15 protein-coding genes and 1 pseudogene are annotated in these 16,698 nt (G+C 60.7%); 11 read left to right on the top strand and 5 right to left on the bottom strand.

The window, feature by feature from the left end; all coding sequences use genetic code 11:
- Window positions 1–558 precede the first annotated feature (558 nt).
- Window positions 559–1,389: a transporter substrate-binding domain-containing protein gene (locus GWL_RS08760; RefSeq protein WP_008328983.1), complete on the bottom strand. Its 831-nt coding sequence runs from the start codon at window positions 1,387–1,389 to the stop codon at window positions 559–561.
- A 301-nt stretch (window positions 1,390–1,690) separates the two neighbouring features.
- On the bottom strand, window positions 1,691–2,620 hold the full coding sequence (locus GWL_RS08755; protein ID WP_008328980.1) for a LysR substrate-binding domain-containing protein: 930 nt from the start codon (window positions 2,618–2,620) through the stop codon (window positions 1,691–1,693).
- Between the two features lie 100 nt (window positions 2,621–2,720).
- Between GWL_RS08755 and GWL_RS08750 the strand changes: the two genes are divergently transcribed.
- From GWL_RS08750 to GWL_RS08740, 3 genes are all read left to right on the top strand, one after another.
- Window positions 2,721–3,878, top strand: a complete 1,158-nt coding sequence (locus tag GWL_RS08750; protein WP_034350340.1) for a PLP-dependent aspartate aminotransferase family protein — start codon at window positions 2,721–2,723, stop codon at window positions 3,876–3,878.
- A gap of 63 nt (window positions 3,879–3,941) precedes the next feature.
- Window positions 3,942–4,592: an amino acid ABC transporter permease gene (locus GWL_RS08745; protein WP_008328978.1), complete on the top strand. Its 651-nt coding sequence runs from the start codon at window positions 3,942–3,944 to the stop codon at window positions 4,590–4,592.
- Window positions 4,589–5,359, top strand: coding sequence for an amino acid ABC transporter ATP-binding protein (locus tag GWL_RS08740; RefSeq protein ID WP_008328977.1), 771 nt, complete (start codon window positions 4,589–4,591; stop codon window positions 5,357–5,359). Before GWL_RS08745 ends, GWL_RS08740 begins: the two co-directional genes overlap by 4 nt.
- A gap of 232 nt (window positions 5,360–5,591) precedes the next feature.
- Here GWL_RS08740 and GWL_RS08735 read toward each other — a convergent pair whose 3' ends face one another.
- The 3 genes and pseudogenes from GWL_RS08735 to GWL_RS08725 all read right to left on the bottom strand — a co-directional run bounded on the left by GWL_RS08735 (window position 5,592) and on the right by GWL_RS08725 (window position 8,901).
- Entirely contained in the window at window positions 5,592–5,930 is a 339-nt protein-coding gene (locus GWL_RS08735; protein ID WP_008328976.1) for a copper-binding protein, read from the bottom strand.
- A 28-nt stretch (window positions 5,931–5,958) separates the two neighbouring features.
- A pseudogene (locus tag GWL_RS08730) lies at window positions 5,959–8,433 on the bottom strand (efflux RND transporter permease subunit); the annotation flags it as partial.
- A gap of 33 nt (window positions 8,434–8,466) precedes the next feature.
- Window positions 8,467–8,901: a mercury resistance transcriptional regulator MerR gene (locus GWL_RS08725; protein WP_003131969.1), complete on the bottom strand. Its 435-nt coding sequence runs from the start codon at window positions 8,899–8,901 to the stop codon at window positions 8,467–8,469.
- A gap of 71 nt (window positions 8,902–8,972) precedes the next feature.
- On the opposite strand from GWL_RS08725, the gene merT reads away from it, so the two are divergent.
- From merT to GWL_RS08685, 8 genes are all read left to right on the top strand, one after another.
- Complete coding sequence (merT, locus tag GWL_RS08720; protein WP_003131974.1) at window positions 8,973–9,323, top strand: mercuric ion transporter MerT; 351 nt, start codon at window positions 8,973–8,975, stop codon at window positions 9,321–9,323.
- A gap of 12 nt (window positions 9,324–9,335) precedes the next feature.
- Complete coding sequence (gene merP / locus GWL_RS08715; RefSeq protein WP_003131987.1) at window positions 9,336–9,611, top strand: mercury resistance system periplasmic binding protein MerP; 276 nt, start codon at window positions 9,336–9,338, stop codon at window positions 9,609–9,611.
- 71 nt (window positions 9,612–9,682) lie between these two features.
- A complete protein-coding gene (gene merA / locus GWL_RS08710; RefSeq protein WP_003158917.1) occupies window positions 9,683–11,368 on the top strand; it encodes a mercury(II) reductase in 1,686 nt (561 codons plus the stop codon).
- Window positions 11,369–11,385: 17 nt separating this feature from the next.
- Window positions 11,386–11,751 (top strand): mercury resistance co-regulator MerD, encoded by a 366-nt coding sequence (merD, locus tag GWL_RS08705; protein WP_000995360.1) that lies wholly within the window; start codon window positions 11,386–11,388, stop codon window positions 11,749–11,751.
- Entirely contained in the window at window positions 11,748–11,984 is a 237-nt protein-coding gene (gene merE, locus GWL_RS08700) for a broad-spectrum mercury transporter MerE (RefSeq protein WP_003132004.1), read from the top strand. The genes merD and merE overlap by 4 nt, the downstream gene beginning before the upstream one ends.
- On the top strand, window positions 11,981–12,970 hold the full coding sequence (locus GWL_RS23870) for a DUF3330 domain-containing protein (RefSeq protein ID WP_003132006.1): 990 nt from the start codon (window positions 11,981–11,983) through the stop codon (window positions 12,968–12,970). The genes merE and GWL_RS23870 overlap by 4 nt, the downstream gene beginning before the upstream one ends.
- A gap of 130 nt (window positions 12,971–13,100) precedes the next feature.
- On the top strand, window positions 13,101–13,661 hold the full coding sequence (locus GWL_RS08690) for a recombinase family protein (protein ID WP_003124096.1): 561 nt from the start codon (window positions 13,101–13,103) through the stop codon (window positions 13,659–13,661).
- Between the two features lie 2 nt (window positions 13,662–13,663).
- A complete protein-coding gene (locus GWL_RS08685) occupies window positions 13,664–16,633 on the top strand; it encodes a Tn3 family transposase (protein ID WP_008328900.1) in 2,970 nt (989 codons plus the stop codon).
- Window positions 16,634–16,698 lie beyond the last annotated feature (65 nt).

Below are 16,698 nucleotides of genomic sequence, written 5' to 3'. Positions count from 1 at the left end.
GAAAATCCCATTTGCCTATGCCGTTCACGGGCCTCCATTGCGCGGAGGCGAAGAAGTTCGGGTACCCACCAAGGGCATTTCTGCTTTCCGGTCAGCCAGTCGTGAACTGAGCGTTCAGAACGACGTAGCATGCGCGCGAGGTCTTTAATGGGGCGACCAGCGGCATAGAACACAAGTTCATCGGTATCCCCGTACCGAAGGGTTGGCATCCTCATTTTTATTGACTTTTCATTAATTTTTGGGATCAGTGATTTTACGAATAAGACGTAAAACCATGTAAAGGAAAAGCCACCGTTTTAGGTGGCTTTTCTGACGTTTTGTAAGGTTTCGTGCTGCCGCTAAACACAACAAATTTCGCATAATTTGTATTATGTAAAATAATTCACGAACCGAAAAAACGGTTTTACGCTCCACCCGCTGCCAGTTCATTTCTTTTATGTACATAAGTTTTACCTTATGACTGCAGCGGGACGTGTCAAGCAAGGCTGGCCGACCTCTTCCATCGTCGCACATCCGTATTGACAGCACCCCGGCAATTGGAAATTCAGCAGAATGTTATCAAGGCTGCTGCATCGCCTTCTGGATATCACCCACCATATCGAATTCGGCGCCCACCCAGCGGCGCGCCAGTCGATCGATGGTGCCATCGCGTGTCATGTCCCCGATGGCCTTGCTGACCGCCTCCTTCAACGGCTGCTGACCCTTGGCGATGGCCGGTGCCGACAACTGGTAGATCAGCACCGGTCCAACTTCCTTGATCGGTAACTTGTTCACGTTTGCGTATTTCATGCCGCCGAAATGTGAACTGATGACCGCGTCGATGCGCCCATTGCCCAGATCGTTGAAGACGAAACCACCATTGTCATACGCGCGGATATCCGATGCCTTCAGGTTGGCGCGCGCCCAGCTTTCGTTGGTGGTGCCGGTGGTCACGCCGACCTTCTTGCCCTTGAGATCGGGCTGGTCCCTGATGCTGGTATTGCTGGCCAGTACGAAGATGCGGAAATCCTCCACCCCATACGGCGCGGCGAAATCCACCTGCTTCTCCCGTTCCGGCGTGGGCGTCAGGTCGTTCATCACCATGTCGTACTTGCCGGATTTCAAACCTTCGACGAAATTCTTGAAACTGTCGGCCACGAACACTACCTTGGCCACACCGATGCGCCTTGCCACTTCCTTGGCGACCTCGACGTCATAGCCGGCCGGTTGCAACTTATCATCGATCAAACTCCAAGGCGGGCTGCTTTGCGTGTTGGCAATACGGATCACACCCGATGCGCGTGCACTGGCGAGAATGTCGGCCGATATGTTCTGGGCTCCCACGGCAGCCGCTACGGTACTGAGCAGCATGGCCGTCAGGCCGGTCGGAATCAAATGACGTAACTTCATGGTGCTATCCCCTCTTGATCATCAATGAAATCGGAAGCCCATTCTGTGGGCAGTCCAGGGGGATCAGCAATCCCTGCATGTTTCTTGACTGATAAGCTGAACTTATAGTCTTGGTGCTAAAAGTGATGAAGCCATTAGATATCTTGCACCAATCCGGCACAGAAAAACGAAGGCCAGGGCCTGTCGCCCTTCCCCGTTCGGCCTTCATTGAGGCGCCCCTCTCTCCCTACCTACATCGCCTTGCACCAGACACGTGCGCAGCGCACAACCCGGTGCATGGCCGTGAAAACTCACGCACGCCTCAGAAGGCGCCGGGTTTCTGGTACAGCACCTGGCGCAGCGAACTCATGTCCGACTCCATCTGTATGCGCATCACCCGCAACAGCTCCTTGGCATTCTCCGACATCGGCACTCCAGGCCGGAACACCAGCAGCGCCGTGAAGTTGGCCGTCACTTCCATCGGTTTCAAGCGCAGACCCCGCGTGACGTAATCCAGCGCCAGGATAGGATGTGCCATACCCATGCCCACACCGCGCATGGCGAATTCGCACACCGAGTTGGAATACGGCGTCTCCAGGATGGGCCGCAACACTTTTCCCTGCAGAATCAACTCCTGCTCCAGGCGGCGACGGCTGGCGTCTTCGGGATTGAGGGCGATGAATGGATGTTCGAGCAGGTCGTCAGCGGTAATCAAAGGCTTGCCTGCCAATGGGTGTCGCTCGTTCATGACGATCACGCCGGGCACGCTGGTGAATTGCGAATGCTCGAGTCCGGAGACCGACAGTTCATCAGCCATCAGCCCAAAATCCAGCTGCCCCGCGCTGACCTGCTGGTAGACCTCGCGCGAACTCATGATCTGGAACGACATCTGTACACGCCGCTCGCCCAGCCCGAAAGCCGCAATGGCGCGTGGCATGAAACCGTTGCCCAGCGCAGGAAACGAGGCGATGGCCAGACGCCCCAGTCCGAACGACCGCAGGCTGCGGATGCGGTGCTCGATCATCTCGAACCCGGCGAAGCAGCGATCAACCTCCACGATCAAGGCCAGCGCTTCCTGCGTCGGCACCAGCCGGCCACGGGTTCGTTCGAACAGTCGTAACTCGGAAGACGCTTCCAGCTTGCGGATCGACTGACTGATCGCCGGCTGGGATACGTTGAGCAAGGCGGCGGCCTTGCTGGTGGTCCCGGCACGCATGACGGCACGGAAGACCTGAATGTCTCGCATATCCATATATAAGTATCACTTATAGAGTTAATCCTATGTGCTGTTGATGGCGCCAGCGCGAATTCGGATACTGGGCTTCTCTTTTTTAGATTAACAAATTAATCGCATGAGTCTCCCTACTTCATCGCAACAAGCGTTCGCCAGTCTGTCACCCGCTGTGATGCGCGCCTCCACCGTGGTGTTCGACACCTTCGAGGACTTTGTCCAGCGCAAGCAGCGCCAACCCGATGGCTTCAGCTATGGTGTCACAGGCACCCCTACGGCACGCCTGCTGGAGCAGCGCGTGGCTGCTCTGGAAAACGCCCGCCACTGTGTCATCGCCCCCTCCGGCGCAGCAGCCCTGATGACGACGGTGATGGGGTTCGTGCGCGGCGGGGACCATCTGCTGGTCTCGGCAGCCTGCTATGGTGCCCTCAAGACCTTTGCCGAGAAATGGCTGGCGCACATGGGGGTGGAGGTGGAGCTGTATCGCCCTGATATCGGCGCCGATATTGCCGAGCTGATCAAGCCGACCACGCGCATGATCTGCATGGAAGCGCCAGGCACGGTCACGATGGAGATGCAGGACATCCCGGCCATCACTGCCGTTGCGCGCCAACGCGGTGTGCTGACCATGCTGGACAACACCTGGGCCAGCCCCCTGGGGCTGAAATGTCTGGACCACGGTGTGGACTTCAGTATCCAGGCCGCCACCAAGTTCCTGGGCGGCCACTCTGACGTGCTCATGGGCTGCATCAGCATGAATGACCACGGTCACTACGACATCCTGCGTGAGACCCAGAGCATCCTTGGTCAGCAGGTCAGTCCCGAGGACTGCTTCCTGGTCCTGCGCGGGTTGGAGACATTGCAGTTGCGGGTGCAGGCACAGGGTGCATCGACGCTGCAGGTGGCGCACCATCTGGCCTGCCATCCAATGGTGGAACGGCTGATGTATCCGCCGCTAGAGTCCGACCCTGGTCATGCGCTCTGGAAGCGGGACTACAAGACCCATGGCTGCCTGTTTTCGATGATCCTGAAGCCTGCACCGGAAAGTGCCTTCCACGGTTTCTTCGACGCCCTGCAGCACTTCGTCATCGGGGCCAGCTGGGGCGGCGTGCACAGCCTGGCGGCGTATTATCCGGCCGCCTTGCAGGCCAATCGCGCTTTCCCGGCGACCGACCAGCCGGTGGTGCGCCTGTCCATCGGTCTGGAAGATCCGACCCTGCTGATCGCCGATCTGGATCAGGCACTGGCGCAGTATGCAAACGCTGCAGCGCAGGCATGATGCACGCGTCAATGACCACAGAAGCGGTGCCCAAATGCAGGCACGGCAACCGGGAGGAGAACCATGATTGATCTGTTTGTCAGGGCACTACCGCTGCTGGAGAAAGCGGTGGTGGTGACCATCGGGCTGGGACTAGGCTCGTTCGTGCTGGGCTCGGCGCTGGGCATGCTCATTGCGCTGGCACGGATCTCCGATGCGCGGCCACTGCGCTGGCTTGCGTTCGCCTACGTGTCGGTGTTTCGCGGCACACCGCTGCTGGTCCAGATTCTGCTGATCTATTTCGGTCTGCCCAACTATGGCATCACCATCGATCCCATTCCCGCCGCGCTGCTGGCACTGACGCTTTTCTCGGCAGCCTACCTGAGCGAGAACTTCCGCTCCGGCATCAATGCGGTAGATCGTGGTCAATGGGAAGCCGCGTGGGCCATGGGCATGGGCTACTGGAAGACGCTGTGGCGCGTGATACTGCCGCAAGGCCTGCGCATAGCCATTCCCCCCGTGGGCAGCCGCCTGATCGCGCTGATGAAGGACACCTCGCTGGCCTCCACCGTAACGGTGGTGGAACTGACACGCGTAGCCGATCAGCTGGGGGCGACCACCTTCCGCTACATGGACATGTTCATCATCGTCGGGACCATCTACTGGATCATCAACCAACTGCTCACTCTCCTGCAAACCTGGCTGGAAGAGATACTGTCGAGGCGCTATCAATGAATCAGTCTTCCCAATGCACCGTCCGCGTCAGTGGACTGGCCAAGGCATACGGTGCCAATCAGGTGCTGTGCGACATCAATCTCGAAGTCGCACGCGGTGAAGTGCTGGTCATCATGGGCCCGTCCGGCTCGGGCAAGACCACGTTCATCCGCTCACTCAATCTGCTGGAACTGCCGGACCGCGGCAGTATCGAGATCTGTGGGGTGAGGCTGAGCGATCCTGCGACATTGCCGGCGCGTGAACTGCGACAAAAGACGCTGCAGATCCGGCAGCAGACAGCCATGGTGTTCCAGTCCTTCAACCTGTTCCCGCACATGACGGCGTTGCAGAACGTGATTGAAGGACTGATCTCGGTCAAGGGCGTTGCCAAGGGAGCGGCCCGTGAGCGTGGTCTTGCGCTGCTGGGCAAGGTCGGGCTGGCGGAGAAGGCTGATGCGTATCCGGGCAAGCTCTCCGGTGGACAGAAACAGCGTGTAGCCATTGCCCGTGCACTGGCCATGGATCCGGAAGTGATCCTCTTCGATGAGCCGACCTCGGCACTGGATCCGGAACTGAGAGATGACGTGTTGAACGTGATGCGCGAACTGGCGGGCGAAGGCATGACGATGCTGGTCGTTACGCACGAAACCCGCTTCGCCCGGGAAGTGGCTGACCGCATCGTCTTCATGGAAGGCGGGCACGTGCTGGAAGACACCACCCCTGCCCTCTTCTTCGGTGCTCAGGGTAGCGAGCGTTCGCGGCAGTTCCTGGGACGTCTGCACGAATGATGTGAGCAAGCTGGCGAATTACCGTGATCAATCTGTGCACTACGGTACAGCACCTGTAGGGAGCCAGCCGAGATAAAGCAAATGTTCATACATAAGCGAAAAAGTAATTAAGAAATCATCCATCATTCATATTTCATAGATGATTGGTTACCTTTTCGACCTTATGGATGCCTTGCTCACGTCCTACCGTCCGTGTCGCATTAGGAACGTGTAAGCACGGACGGTGCCAGGCTTATTTGGCAGGACGAATTCCCGTCACGACGGGCGCGGCTCCACTCCCCTTCAATTCGAATGTCACCTGGTCTCCGACTTTGAGGCCTTGTAGCATTTTCTCATCCGATACTTTGAAGCCCATGGTCATTGCCGGCCAGTTTAGTTCTTTGATGGGTTGATGTGCCAAGGTAACGGTTTTTTGCTTCTGGTCGAGGCTCTTGATGACACCGGTCCCATGAGAAATCATTTCGCCAGCATCGGCTTGGCCCATCTTCATGCCTTGCATGTCTGCGGAAAATACGGGCGCGCTGCTGCCCAGCGATGCGGTAAAAAGCATGGCGTACATCAAGTTCTTCATATCAACTTCCTTTCACATTGAGGATAAATTAAGCCGGATTGGCTTTGGGTTGACGACCACGCATCAAACGATACGCGGCCGGAATGACGAACATCGAAAGCAATGGAGCGGTAATCATGCCGCCGACCATCGGCGCTGCAATCCGGCTCATGACTTCGGAGCCGGCGCCGCTTCCCCACAGAATTGGGATCAGGCCCGCCAGGATGACGGCCACGGTCATCGCCTTTGGGCGGACCCTGAGCACGGCACCTTCGCGGATTGCATCCTCCAGTACGGGGACTGAGATAGCACCTACCTGTTGTTCACGGACAGAGACCGCCTGTTTCAGGTACAACAGCATGACTACGCCGAATTCAGCGGACACGCCAGCCAGAGCGATGAACCCGACACCGGTGGCAACCGAGAGGTTGTAGCCTTGAACATAGAGGAACCAGATGCCGCCGACCAAGGCAAATGGCAGTGAGGCCATGATCAATGCTGCCTCATCGAAGCGCCGGAACGTCAAATAGAGCAGCACGAAGATGATCATTAGCGTTGCCGGCACCACCAGCTTCAAACGTGCATTTGCTCGCTCCAGGTATTCGAATTGTCCCGAGTAGGCAATGCTCAACCCGGGCATCAGCTTTACCTTGGAACTGACCGCAGTGCGCAAGTCGGCGACCACAGATGACAGATCCCGCTCCCGGACATCGACATAGATCCAGCCGCTGGGCCGCGCATTCTCACTTTTGAGCATGGGTGGACCATCGCTGATCTTCAGCGTGGCAACAGTTCCCAAGGTGATCTGCTGGCCGCCGCCGGTCAGAATCGGTAGATCGCGCAGGCGCTCTAGCGAGTCCCGAGTCTCTCTCGGGTAACGAACGCTGATCGGATAACGCGCCAGTCCCTCAATCGTCTCACCGACGTTCTCCCCACCGATGGCCGACGAGACGATGCTCTGGACATCAGCGATGTTGAGACCGTAGTTGGCGGCGGTCAGCCGGTCGATATCGACATCCACGTAACGTCCGCCACTGAGACGTTCGGCGAGCGCGGAGCTGACGCCCGGTACTGCTTTGGCAACCTGTTCAATTTCTTGCGCCGTCTTGTCGATATCGGCCAGGCTGGTGCCTGACACTTTGACGCCAATCGGGCTTTTTATCCCGGTAGCCAGCATGTCTAGCCGGTTACGAATGGGCGGCACCCAGATATTTGACAGGCCAGGCACTTTGACGACCCGGTCAAGTTCATTCACCAACTTCGCCGGCGTCATGCCGGGGCGCCATTGATCACGCGGCTTGAATTGAATGGTCGTCTCGAACATCTCCAAGGGGGCGGGATCGGTCGCACTCTCGGCACGGCCGGCTTTGCCGAAAACACTGGCGACTTCCGGAACCGTCTTGATCAGGCGATCGGTCTGTTGCAGCAGTTCGGCAGCTTTGGATGCGGACAAGCCTGGCAAGGCAGACGGCATATAGAGTAGATCCCCCTCATCCATCTGCGGCAAGAACTCGCCGCCCAAACGGCTGATCGGCCATAAGGTCGTCAACAGCGCAAGCGCCGCAATTGCCAGTGTCGCCCTAGGCCGTCGCAAGACGGCTTCCAGTAACGGCCGATAGCAACGAATCAGCCAGCGATTGAGCGGATTGCTGTTCTCCGAAGGGATCTTCCCGTGGATCATGTAGCCCATCAGGATCGGAATCAGCGTGACGGATAATCCGGCGGCACCAGCCATTGCATAGGTCTTGGTAAATGCCAATGGCCCGAATAAGCGTCCCTCCTGCGCCTCCAGCGTGAATACCGGGATAAACGACAGGGTAATGATCAGCAAGCAGAAAAACAGCGTTGGTCCGACCTCTGCGGCCGCCTCACCAATGACTCTCCAATGGGTTTCCCCCTGCAAAGGTTGCCCTGGATGTCGATGCGTCCACTCTTCAATATGCTTGTGCGCATTCTCGATCATGACAACGGCGGCATCGACCATGGCACCAATTGCAATGGCGATCCCCCCTAGGGACATGATGTTGGCATTGACGCCCTGATACCGCATCACGATGAAGGCAATCATGATGCCCAGCGGCAGAGAGACGATGGCAACCAGGGCAGAACGCAGATGCCAGAGGAACAGGCCGCAAACGACCGCAACGACAATGAACTCCTCAAGCAGCTTGTGCGACAGGTTGTCGATGGCACGATCGATCAACTGGCTCCGGTCATAGACGGGTACGACCTCAACACCAGCGGGCAGGCTTTTTTTGAGCTCTTCCAGTCGGCTCTTGACGGCCGCAATGGTGTCCTGCGCGTTCTTGCCTGAGCGCAGGATGATGACGCCTCCCACCGACTCACCTTCGCCATTGAGTTCCGCAATACCGCGGCGCATCTCCGGTCCGAATTGGATGGTCGCCACATCACCCAGTTTGACGGGTACGCCGTTTTTCCCCGTCGCCAAGGGAATGTTGCGGAAGTCCGCCAGCGCCTTCAAATAGCCGGAAGCCCGCACCATGTACTCGGTTTCCGCCATCTCGGGGTCGTCTCAGAAAACGGAAAATAAAGCACGCTAAGGCATAGCCGAACCTGCCAAGCTTGCTCCACCCTGTAGTGACGCGATCAGCGGGCAGGAAACGTTCCCCCTTCGCGCATGGCAGGCGCACACCAACTCAGACAGCACGGCCTCCATGCGCGCCAGGTCAGCCATTTTCTCGCGCACGTCCTTGAGCTTGTGCTCGGCCAGACTGCTGGCTTCCTCGCAATGGGTGCCATCCTCCAGCCGCAGCAGCTCGGCGATCTCATCCAGGCTGAAGCCCAGCCGCTGGGCTGATTTCACGAAGCGCACCCGCGTTACATCCGCCTCGCCATAGCGGCGGATGCTGCCATAGGGCTTGTCAGGCTCCAGCAACAAGCCCTTGCGCTGATAGAAACGGATGGTCTCCACATTGACCCCGGCCGCCTTGGCGAAAACGCCAATGGTCAGGTTCTCCAAATTGTTTTCCATATCGCTTGACTCCGTACATGAGTACGGAAGTAAGGTTACGCTATCCAATTTCAATTCGAAAGGACAAGCGCATGTCTGAACCAAAAACCGGGCGCGGCGCGCTCTTCACTGGAGGGCTTGCCGCCATCCTCGCCTCGGCTTGCTGCCTCGGGCCGTTGGTTCTGATCGCCTTGGGGTTCAGCGGCGCTTGGATCGGCAACTTGGCGGTGTTGGAACCCTATCGCCCCATCTTTATCGGCGTGGCGCTGGTGGCGTTGTTCTTCGCCTGGCGGCGCATCTACCGGCAGGCAGCGGCCTGCAAACCGGGTGAGGTCTGCGCGATTCCCCAAGTGCGAGCTACTTACAAGCTCATTTTCTGGATCGTGGCCGCGCTGGTTCTGGTCGCGCTCGGATTTCCCTACGTCATGCCATTTTTCTACTGATCGGAGTTCACCATGAAGAAACTGTTTGCCTCCCTCGCCCTCGCCGCCGTTGTTGCCCCCGTCTGGGCCGCCACCCAGACCGTCACGCTGTCCGTACCGGGCATGACCTGCTCCGCCTGCCCGATCACTGTCAAGAAGGCGATTTCCAAGGTCGAAGGCGTCAGCAAAGTTGACGTGACTTTCGAGACACGCCAAGCGGTCGTCACCTTCGACGATGCCAAGACCAGCGTGCAGAAGCTGACCAAGGCAACCGCAGACGCGGGCTATCCGTCCAGCGTCAAGCAGTGAGTCACTGAAAACGGCACCGCAGCACAACGGACGTCATTGTCTGGCGCCACAAACGATAAAGGATCTGTTGCATGACCCATCTAAAAATCACCGGCATGACTTGCGACTCGTGCGCGGCGCACGTCAAGGAAGCGCTGGAAAAAGTGCCAGGCGTGCAGTCGGCGCTGGTGTCCTATCCGAAGGGCACAGCGCAACTCGCCATCGTGCCGGGCACATCGCCGGACGCGCTGACTGCCGCCGTGGCCGGACTGGGCTACAAGGCAACGCTAGCCGATGCGCCACTGGCGGACAACCGCGTCGGACTGCTCGACAAGGTGCGGGGATGGATGGCCGCCGCCGAAAAGCACAGTGGCAACGAGCCCCCGGTGCAGGTAGCGGTCATTGGCAGCGGTGGAGCCGCGATGGCGGCGGCGCTGAAAGCCGTCGAGCAAGGCGCGCAGGTCACGCTGATCGAGCGCGGCACCATCGGCGGCACCTGCGTCAATGTCGGCTGTGTGCCGTCCAAGATCATGATCCGCGCCGCCCACATCGCCCATCTGCGCCGGGAAAGCCCGTTCGATGGCGGTATTGCGGCAACTGTGCCTACGATTGACCGCAGTAAGCTGCTGGCCCAGCAGCAGGCCCGCGTCGACGAACTGCGGCACGCCAAGTACGAAGGCATCCTGGGCGGTAATCCGGCCATCACCGTTGTGCACGGTGAGGCGCGCTTCAAGGACGACCAGAGCCTTACCGTCCGTTTGAACGAGGGTGGCGAGCGCGTCGTGATGTTCGACCGCTGCCTGGTCGCCACGGGTGCCAGCCCGGCGGTCCCGCCGATTCCGGGCTTGAAAGAGTCACCCTACTGGACTTCCACCGAGGCCCTGGCGAGCGACACCATTCCCGAACGCCTTGCCGTAATCGGCTCGTCGGTGGTGGCGCTGGAGCTGGCGCAAGCCTTTGCCCGGCTGGGCAGCAAGGTCACGGTCCTGGCGCGCAATACCTTGTTCTTCCGTGAAGACCCGGCCATCGGCGAGGCGGTGACAGCCGCTTTCCGTGCCGAGGGCATCGAGGTGCTGGAGCACACGCAAGCCAGCCAGGTCGCCCATATGGACGGTGAATTCGTGCTGACCACCACGCACGGTGAATTGCGCGCCGACAAACTGCTGGTTGCCACCGGTCGGACACCGAACACGCGCAGCCTCGCGCTGGACGCAGCGGGGGTCACTGTCAATGCGCAAGGTGCCATCGCCATCGACCAAGGCATGCGCACGAGCAACCCGAACATCTACGCGGCCGGCGACTGCACCGACCAGCCGCAGTTCGTCTATGTGGCGGCAGCGGCCGGCACCCGTGCCGCGATCAACATGACCGGCGGCGATGCGGCGCTCGACCTGACCGCAATGCCGGCCGTGGTGTTCACCGATCCGCAAGTGGCGACCGTGGGCTACAGCGAGGCGGAAGCCCACCACGACGGGATCGAGACCGACAGCCGCACCTTGACCTTGGACAACGTGCCGCGTGCGCTCGCCAACTTCGACACACGCGGCTTCATCAAGTTGGTTATCGAGGAAGGCAGCCATCGGCTGATCGGCGTACAGGCGGTCGCGCCGGAAGCGGGTGAACTGATCCAGACGGCGGCTCTGGCCATTCGCAACCGCATGACGGTGCAGGAACTGGCCGACCAGTTGTTCCCCTACCTGACGATGGTCGAGGGGTTGAAGCTCGCGGCGCAGACCTTCAACAAGGATGTGAAGCAGCTTTCCTGCTGCGCCGGGTGAGAAAAAGGAGGTGTTCAATGAACGCCTACACGGTGTCCCGGCTGGCTCTTGATGCCGGGGTGAGCGTGCATATCGTGCGCGACTACCTGCTGCGCGGATTGCTGCGCCCGGTGGCGTGCACACCAGGCGGCTACGGCTTGTTCGATGACGCCGCCTTGCAACGGCTGTGCTTCGTGCGGGCGGCCTTCGAGGCGGGCATCGGCCTCGACGCGCTGGCGCGGCTGTGCCGGGCGCTGGATGCGGCGGACGGCGACGAAGCGGCCGCGCAGCTTGCCCTGCTGCGTCAGTTCGTCGAGCGTCGGCGCGAAGCGTTGGCCGATCTGGAAGTGCAGTTGGCCACCCTGCCGACCGAGCCGGCACAGCACGCGGAGAGTCTGCCATGAACAACCCCGAGCGCTTGCCGTCCGAGACGCACAAACCGATCACCGGCTACCTGTGGGGCGGACTGGCTGTGCTGACTTGCCCCTGCCACCTGCCCATCCTCGCTGTCGTGCTGGCCGGCACAACCGCCGGTGCTTTCCTCGGCGAGCATTGGGTCATCGCGGCGCTCGGTTTGACCGGCCTGTTCCTTCTGTCCCTGTCGCGGGCGTTGCGGGCATTCAGGGAAAGAGAATGAGCGCTTTCCGGCCGGATGGATGGACGACGCCGGAACTGGCCCAAGCGGTCGAGCGCGGGCAGCTTGAACTGCACTACCAGCCCGTCGTCGATCTGCGCAGTGGTGGGATTGTCGGCGCGGAAGCCCTGTTGCGCTGGCGTCATCCGACGCTTGGACTATTGCCACCGGGCCAGTTCCTGCCCGTGGTCGAATCGTCCGGCCTGATGCCTGAAATCGGCGCTTGGGTGCTGGGCGAAGCCTGCCGCCAGATGCGTGACTGGCGAATGCTGGCATGGCGACCGTTCCGGCTGGCCGTCAATGTTTCGGCGAGCCAAGTGGGACCGGACTTCGACGGGTGGGTAAAGGGCGTGCTGGCTGATGCCGAGTTGCCCGCCGAGTATCTCGAAATCGAGCTGACCGAATCGGTCGCGTTTGGTGATCCGGCGATCTTCCCCGCCCTGGACGCCTTGCGGCAGATCGGTGTGCGCTTCGCCGCCGATGACTTCGGGACGGGGTATTCCTGTCTGCAACATCTGAAGTGCTGCCCAATCAGCACGCTCAAGATCGACCAATCGTTTGTCGCCGGGCTCGCCAACGACCGCCGCGACCAAACCATCGTGCACACCGTGATTCAGCTTGCGCACGGGCTGGGCATGGATGTGGTGGCTGAAGGCGTGGAAACATCGGCGAGTCTTGATCTATTGCGACAAGCGGACTGCGACACAGGACAAGGCTTCCTGTTCGCGAAGCCAATGCCGGCGGCGGCATTCGCCGTCTTCGTCAGTCAATGGAGGGGTGCCACCATGAATGCAAGTGACTCGACCACCACCAGTTGCTGCGTGTGCTGCAAGGAAATCCCGCTCGATGCCGCCTTCACCCCGGAAGGCGCGGAATACGTCGAGCACTTCTGCGGGTTGGAGTGTTATCAACGCTTCGAAGCGCGTGCCAAGACAGGGAACGAAACCGATGCCGATCCGAACGCCTGCGACTCGCTACCGTCAGATTGAGGCATGCCCTAACTTGGCGTCAGACCATCCGGCGCTAAATCGTCAGAATAGAGTTGCCTTCCGAATTGATTGACATGCGCCGTCAAGGGTCATAGATTTCTTCCTGACACATTTCCCTCAGGAGGATACCTTGCACGGTCAGCGCATCGGTTACGTCCGCGTCAGCAGCTTCGACCAGAACCCAGAACGGCAGCTCGAACAGATCCAGGTGGATAAAGTGTTCACCGACAAGGCGTCGGGCAAGGACACACGGCGGCCCGAACTGGAACGGCTGCTCGCCTTCGTGCGCGAAGGCGACACGGTCGTGGTGCACAGCATGGATCGTCTGGCGCGCAACCTCGACGACCTGCGCCGCCTGGTGCAGGGCCTCACCCAGCGCGGCGTACGCATCGAGTTCCTTAAGGAGCATTTGACCTTCACCGGCGAGGACTCGCCGATGGCGAACCTGATGCTGTCGGTAATGGGCGCGTTCGCCGAGTTCGAACGCGCCTTGATCCGCGAGCGGCAGCGCGAGGGCATCGCGCTCGCCAAGCAGCGCGGGGCCTACCGTGGCAGGAAGAAATCCCTGTCGTCTGAGCGTATTGCCGAACTGCGCCAACGTGTCGAGGCTGGCGAGCAAAAGACCAAGCTGGCTCGTGAATTCGGAATCAGTCGCGAAACCCTGTATCAATACTTGAGAACGGATCAGTAAATATGCCACGTCGTTCAATCCTGTCCGCCGCCGAGCGCGAAAGCCTGCTGGCGTTGCCGGACACCAAGGATGAGTTGATCCGTCACTACACGTTCAGCGAAACCGACCTCTCCATCATCCGGCAGCGGCGCGGCCCGGCCAACCGGCTGGGCTTCGCCGTGCAGCTCTGTTACCTGCGCTTTCCTGGTGTCATCCTGGGCGTCGATGAGCCGCCGTTTCCGCCCTTGTTGAAACTGGTCGCCGACCAGCTCAAGGTCAGCGTCGAAAGCTGGGACGAATACGGGCAGCGGGAGCAGACCCGGCGCGAGCACCTGGTCGAACTGCAAACGGTGTTCGGCTTCCAGCCCTTTACCATGGGCCACTACCGGCAGGCCGTCCAGTTGCTGACCGAGATGGCCTTGCAGACCGACAAGGGCATCGTGCTGGCCAGCACCTTGATCGAGCACCTGCGGCAGCAGTCGGTCATTCTGCCTGCCCTCAACGCCGTCGAGCGGGCGAGCGCCGAAGCAATCACCCGCGCCAACCGGCGCATCTACGATGCCTTGGCCGAACCGCTGTCGGACGCGCATCGCCGCCGCCTCGACGATCTGCTCAAGCGTCGGGACAACGGCAAAACGACCTGGCTGGCCTGGCTGCGCCAATCGCCCGTCAAACCGAATTCGCGGCACATGCTGGAACACATCGAACGCCTCAAAGCGTGGCAGGCGCTCGACCTGCCTTCTGGCATCGAGCGGTCGGTGCACCAGAACCGCCTGCTCAAGATCGCCCGTGAGGGTGGCCAGATGACGCCCGCCGACCTGGCCAAGTTCGAGGCGCAGCGACGCTATGCCACCCTGGTGGCGCTTGCCATCGAGGGCATGGCCACCGTCACCGACGAAATCATCGACCTGCACGACCGCATCCTGGGCAAGCTGTTCAACGCCGCCAAGAACAAGCATCAGCAGCAATTCCAGGCGTCCGGCAAGGCGATCAACGCCAAGGTGCGGTTGTTCGGCCGCATCGGCCAGGCGCTGATCGAGGCCAAGCAGGCGGGCCGCGATCCGTTCGCCGCCATCGAGGCCGTCATGTCCTGGGATGCCTTCGCCGAGAGCGTCACCGAAGCGCAGAAGCTTGCGCAGCCCGAGGACTTCGATTTCCTGCACCGCATCGGCGAAAGCTACGCCACGCTGCGCCGCTACGCGCCGGAATTCCTTGCCGTGCTCAAGCTGCGGGCCGCTCCCGCCGCGAAGGACGTGCTCGACGCCATCGAGGTGCTGCGCGGCATGAACAGCGACAACGCCCGCAAGGTGCCCGCCGACGCGCCGACCGAGTTCATCAAGCCGCGCTGGCAGAAGCTGGTCATGACCGACACCGGCATCGACCGGCGCTACTACGAGCTGTGCGCGCTGTCGGAGATGAAGAACGCGTTGCGTTCCGGCGACATCTGGGTGCAGGGGTCGCGCCAGTTCAAGGACTTCGAGGACTACCTGGTGCCGCCCGCGAAATTCGCCAGCCTCAAGCAGGCCAGCGAATTGCCGCTGGCCGTGGCCACCGACTGCGACCGGTACCTGCATGACCGGCTGACGCTGCTGGAAACGCAGCTCGCCACCGTCAACCGCATGGCGCTGGCCAACGAGCTGCCGGACGCCATCATCACGGAGTCGGGCCTGAAGATCACGCCGCTCGATGCGGCGGTGCCCGACACCGCGCAGGCGCTGATCGACCAGACAGCAATGATCCTGCCGCACGTCAAGATCACCGAACTGCTGCTGGAGGTAGACGAATGGACAGGCTTCACCCGGCACTTCGCGCACCTGAAATCGGGCGACCTGGCCAAGGACAAGAACCTGCTGCTGACCACGATCCTGGCCGACGCCATCAACCTGGGTCTGACCAAGATGGCGGAGTCCTGCCCCGGAACGACCTACGCCAAGCTCGCCTGGCTCCAAGCCTGGCATACCCGCGACGAAACCTATTCGTCGGCGCTGGCCGAACTGGTCAATGCGCAGTTCCGGCATCCCTTCGCCGAGCACTGGGGCGACGGCACCACGTCATCGTCGGACGGCCAGAATTTCCGAACCGGCAGCAAGGCCGAGAGCACTGGCCACATCAACCCGAAATATGGCAGCAGTCCTGGGCGGACTTTCTACACCCACATCTCCGACCAGTACGCGCCATTCCACACCAAGGTGGTCAATGTCGGCGTGCGCGACTCGACCTATGTGCTCGACGGCTTGCTGTACCACGAGTCCGACCTGCGCATCGAGGAGCACTACACCGATACGGCAGGATTCACCGATCATGTATTTGGCCTGATGCACCTGCTGGGCTTCCGCTTTGCGCCGCGCATCCGCGACCTGGGCGACACCAAGCTGTTCATCCCCAAGGGCGACACCGTCTACGACGCGCTCAAGCCGATGATTAGCAGCGACAGACTGAACATCAAGGCTATTCGCGCCCATTGGGATGAAATTCTACGGCTGGCCACGTCGATCAAGCAGGGCACGGTGACGGCTTCGCTGATGCTGCGCAAGCTCGGCAGCTATCCGCGCCAGAACGGCCTGGCCGTGGCCCTGCGCGAGCTGGGGCGTATCGAGCGCACGCTGTTCATCCTGGATTGGTTGCAAAGCGTGGAGCTGCGCCGTCGCGTGCACGCTGGGCTGAACAAGGGCGAAGCCCGCAATGCGCTGGCCCGCGCCGTGTTCTTCAACCGTCTGGGTGAAATCCGCGACCGCAGCTTTGAGCAGCAGCGCTACCGTGCCAGCGGCCTCAACCTGGTGACGGCGGCCGTCGTGCTATGGAACACGGTCTATCTGGAACGGGCTGCGCACGCGCTGCGGGGCAACGGCCACGCCGTCGATGACGCGCTGTTGCAGTACCTGTCGCCGCTCGGCTGGGAGCACATCAACCTGACCGGCGATTACCTCTGGCGCAGCAGCGCCAAGATCGGCGCGGGCAAGTTCAGGCCGCTGCGGCCGTTGCAACCTGCTTAGCGTGCTTTATTTTCCGTTTTCTGAGACGACCCCGAGCCGTTCGTTGACCGGGTTGATGTGCAGGC

This window comes from Herbaspirillum sp. GW103, assembly GCF_000261365.1.
Taxonomy (GTDB): domain Bacteria; phylum Pseudomonadota; class Gammaproteobacteria; order Burkholderiales; family Burkholderiaceae_D; genus Herbaspirillum.
The sequence above is the reverse complement of the archived record's forward strand: the minus strand, read 5'-3'. Positions and strand labels throughout refer to the sequence as shown.

Coding starts and splice junctions, on each gene's coding strand:
- GWL_RS23870 (WP_003132006.1), top strand. CDS start 11,981: ATGAGCGCTTTCCGGCCGGATGGATGGACGACGCCGGAACTGGCCCAA.
- GWL_RS08685 (WP_008328900.1), top strand. CDS start 13,664: ATGCCACGTCGTTCAATCCTGTCCGCCGCCGAGCGCGAAAGCCTGCTG.
- merT (WP_003131974.1), top strand. CDS start 8,973: ATGTCTGAACCAAAAACCGGGCGCGGCGCGCTCTTCACTGGAGGGCTT.
- merE (WP_003132004.1), top strand. CDS start 11,748: ATGAACAACCCCGAGCGCTTGCCGTCCGAGACGCACAAACCGATCACC.
- merA (WP_003158917.1), top strand. CDS start 9,683: ATGACCCATCTAAAAATCACCGGCATGACTTGCGACTCGTGCGCGGCG.
- merD (WP_000995360.1), top strand. CDS start 11,386: ATGAACGCCTACACGGTGTCCCGGCTGGCTCTTGATGCCGGGGTGAGC.
- GWL_RS08735 (WP_008328976.1), bottom strand. CDS start 5,930: ATGAAGAACTTGATGTACGCCATGCTTTTTACCGCATCGCTGGGCAGC.
- GWL_RS08755 (WP_008328980.1), bottom strand. CDS start 2,620: ATGGATATGCGAGACATTCAGGTCTTCCGTGCCGTCATGCGTGCCGGG.
- GWL_RS08760 (WP_008328983.1), bottom strand. CDS start 1,389: ATGAAGTTACGTCATTTGATTCCGACCGGCCTGACGGCCATGCTGCTC.
- GWL_RS08725 (WP_003131969.1), bottom strand. CDS start 8,901: ATGGAAAACAATTTGGAGAACCTGACCATTGGCGTTTTCGCCAAGGCG.
- GWL_RS08745 (WP_008328978.1), top strand. CDS start 3,942: ATGATTGATCTGTTTGTCAGGGCACTACCGCTGCTGGAGAAAGCGGTG.
- GWL_RS08740 (WP_008328977.1), top strand. CDS start 4,589: ATGAATCAGTCTTCCCAATGCACCGTCCGCGTCAGTGGACTGGCCAAG.
- merP (WP_003131987.1), top strand. CDS start 9,336: ATGAAGAAACTGTTTGCCTCCCTCGCCCTCGCCGCCGTTGTTGCCCCC.
- GWL_RS08750 (WP_034350340.1), top strand. CDS start 2,721: ATGAGTCTCCCTACTTCATCGCAACAAGCGTTCGCCAGTCTGTCACCC.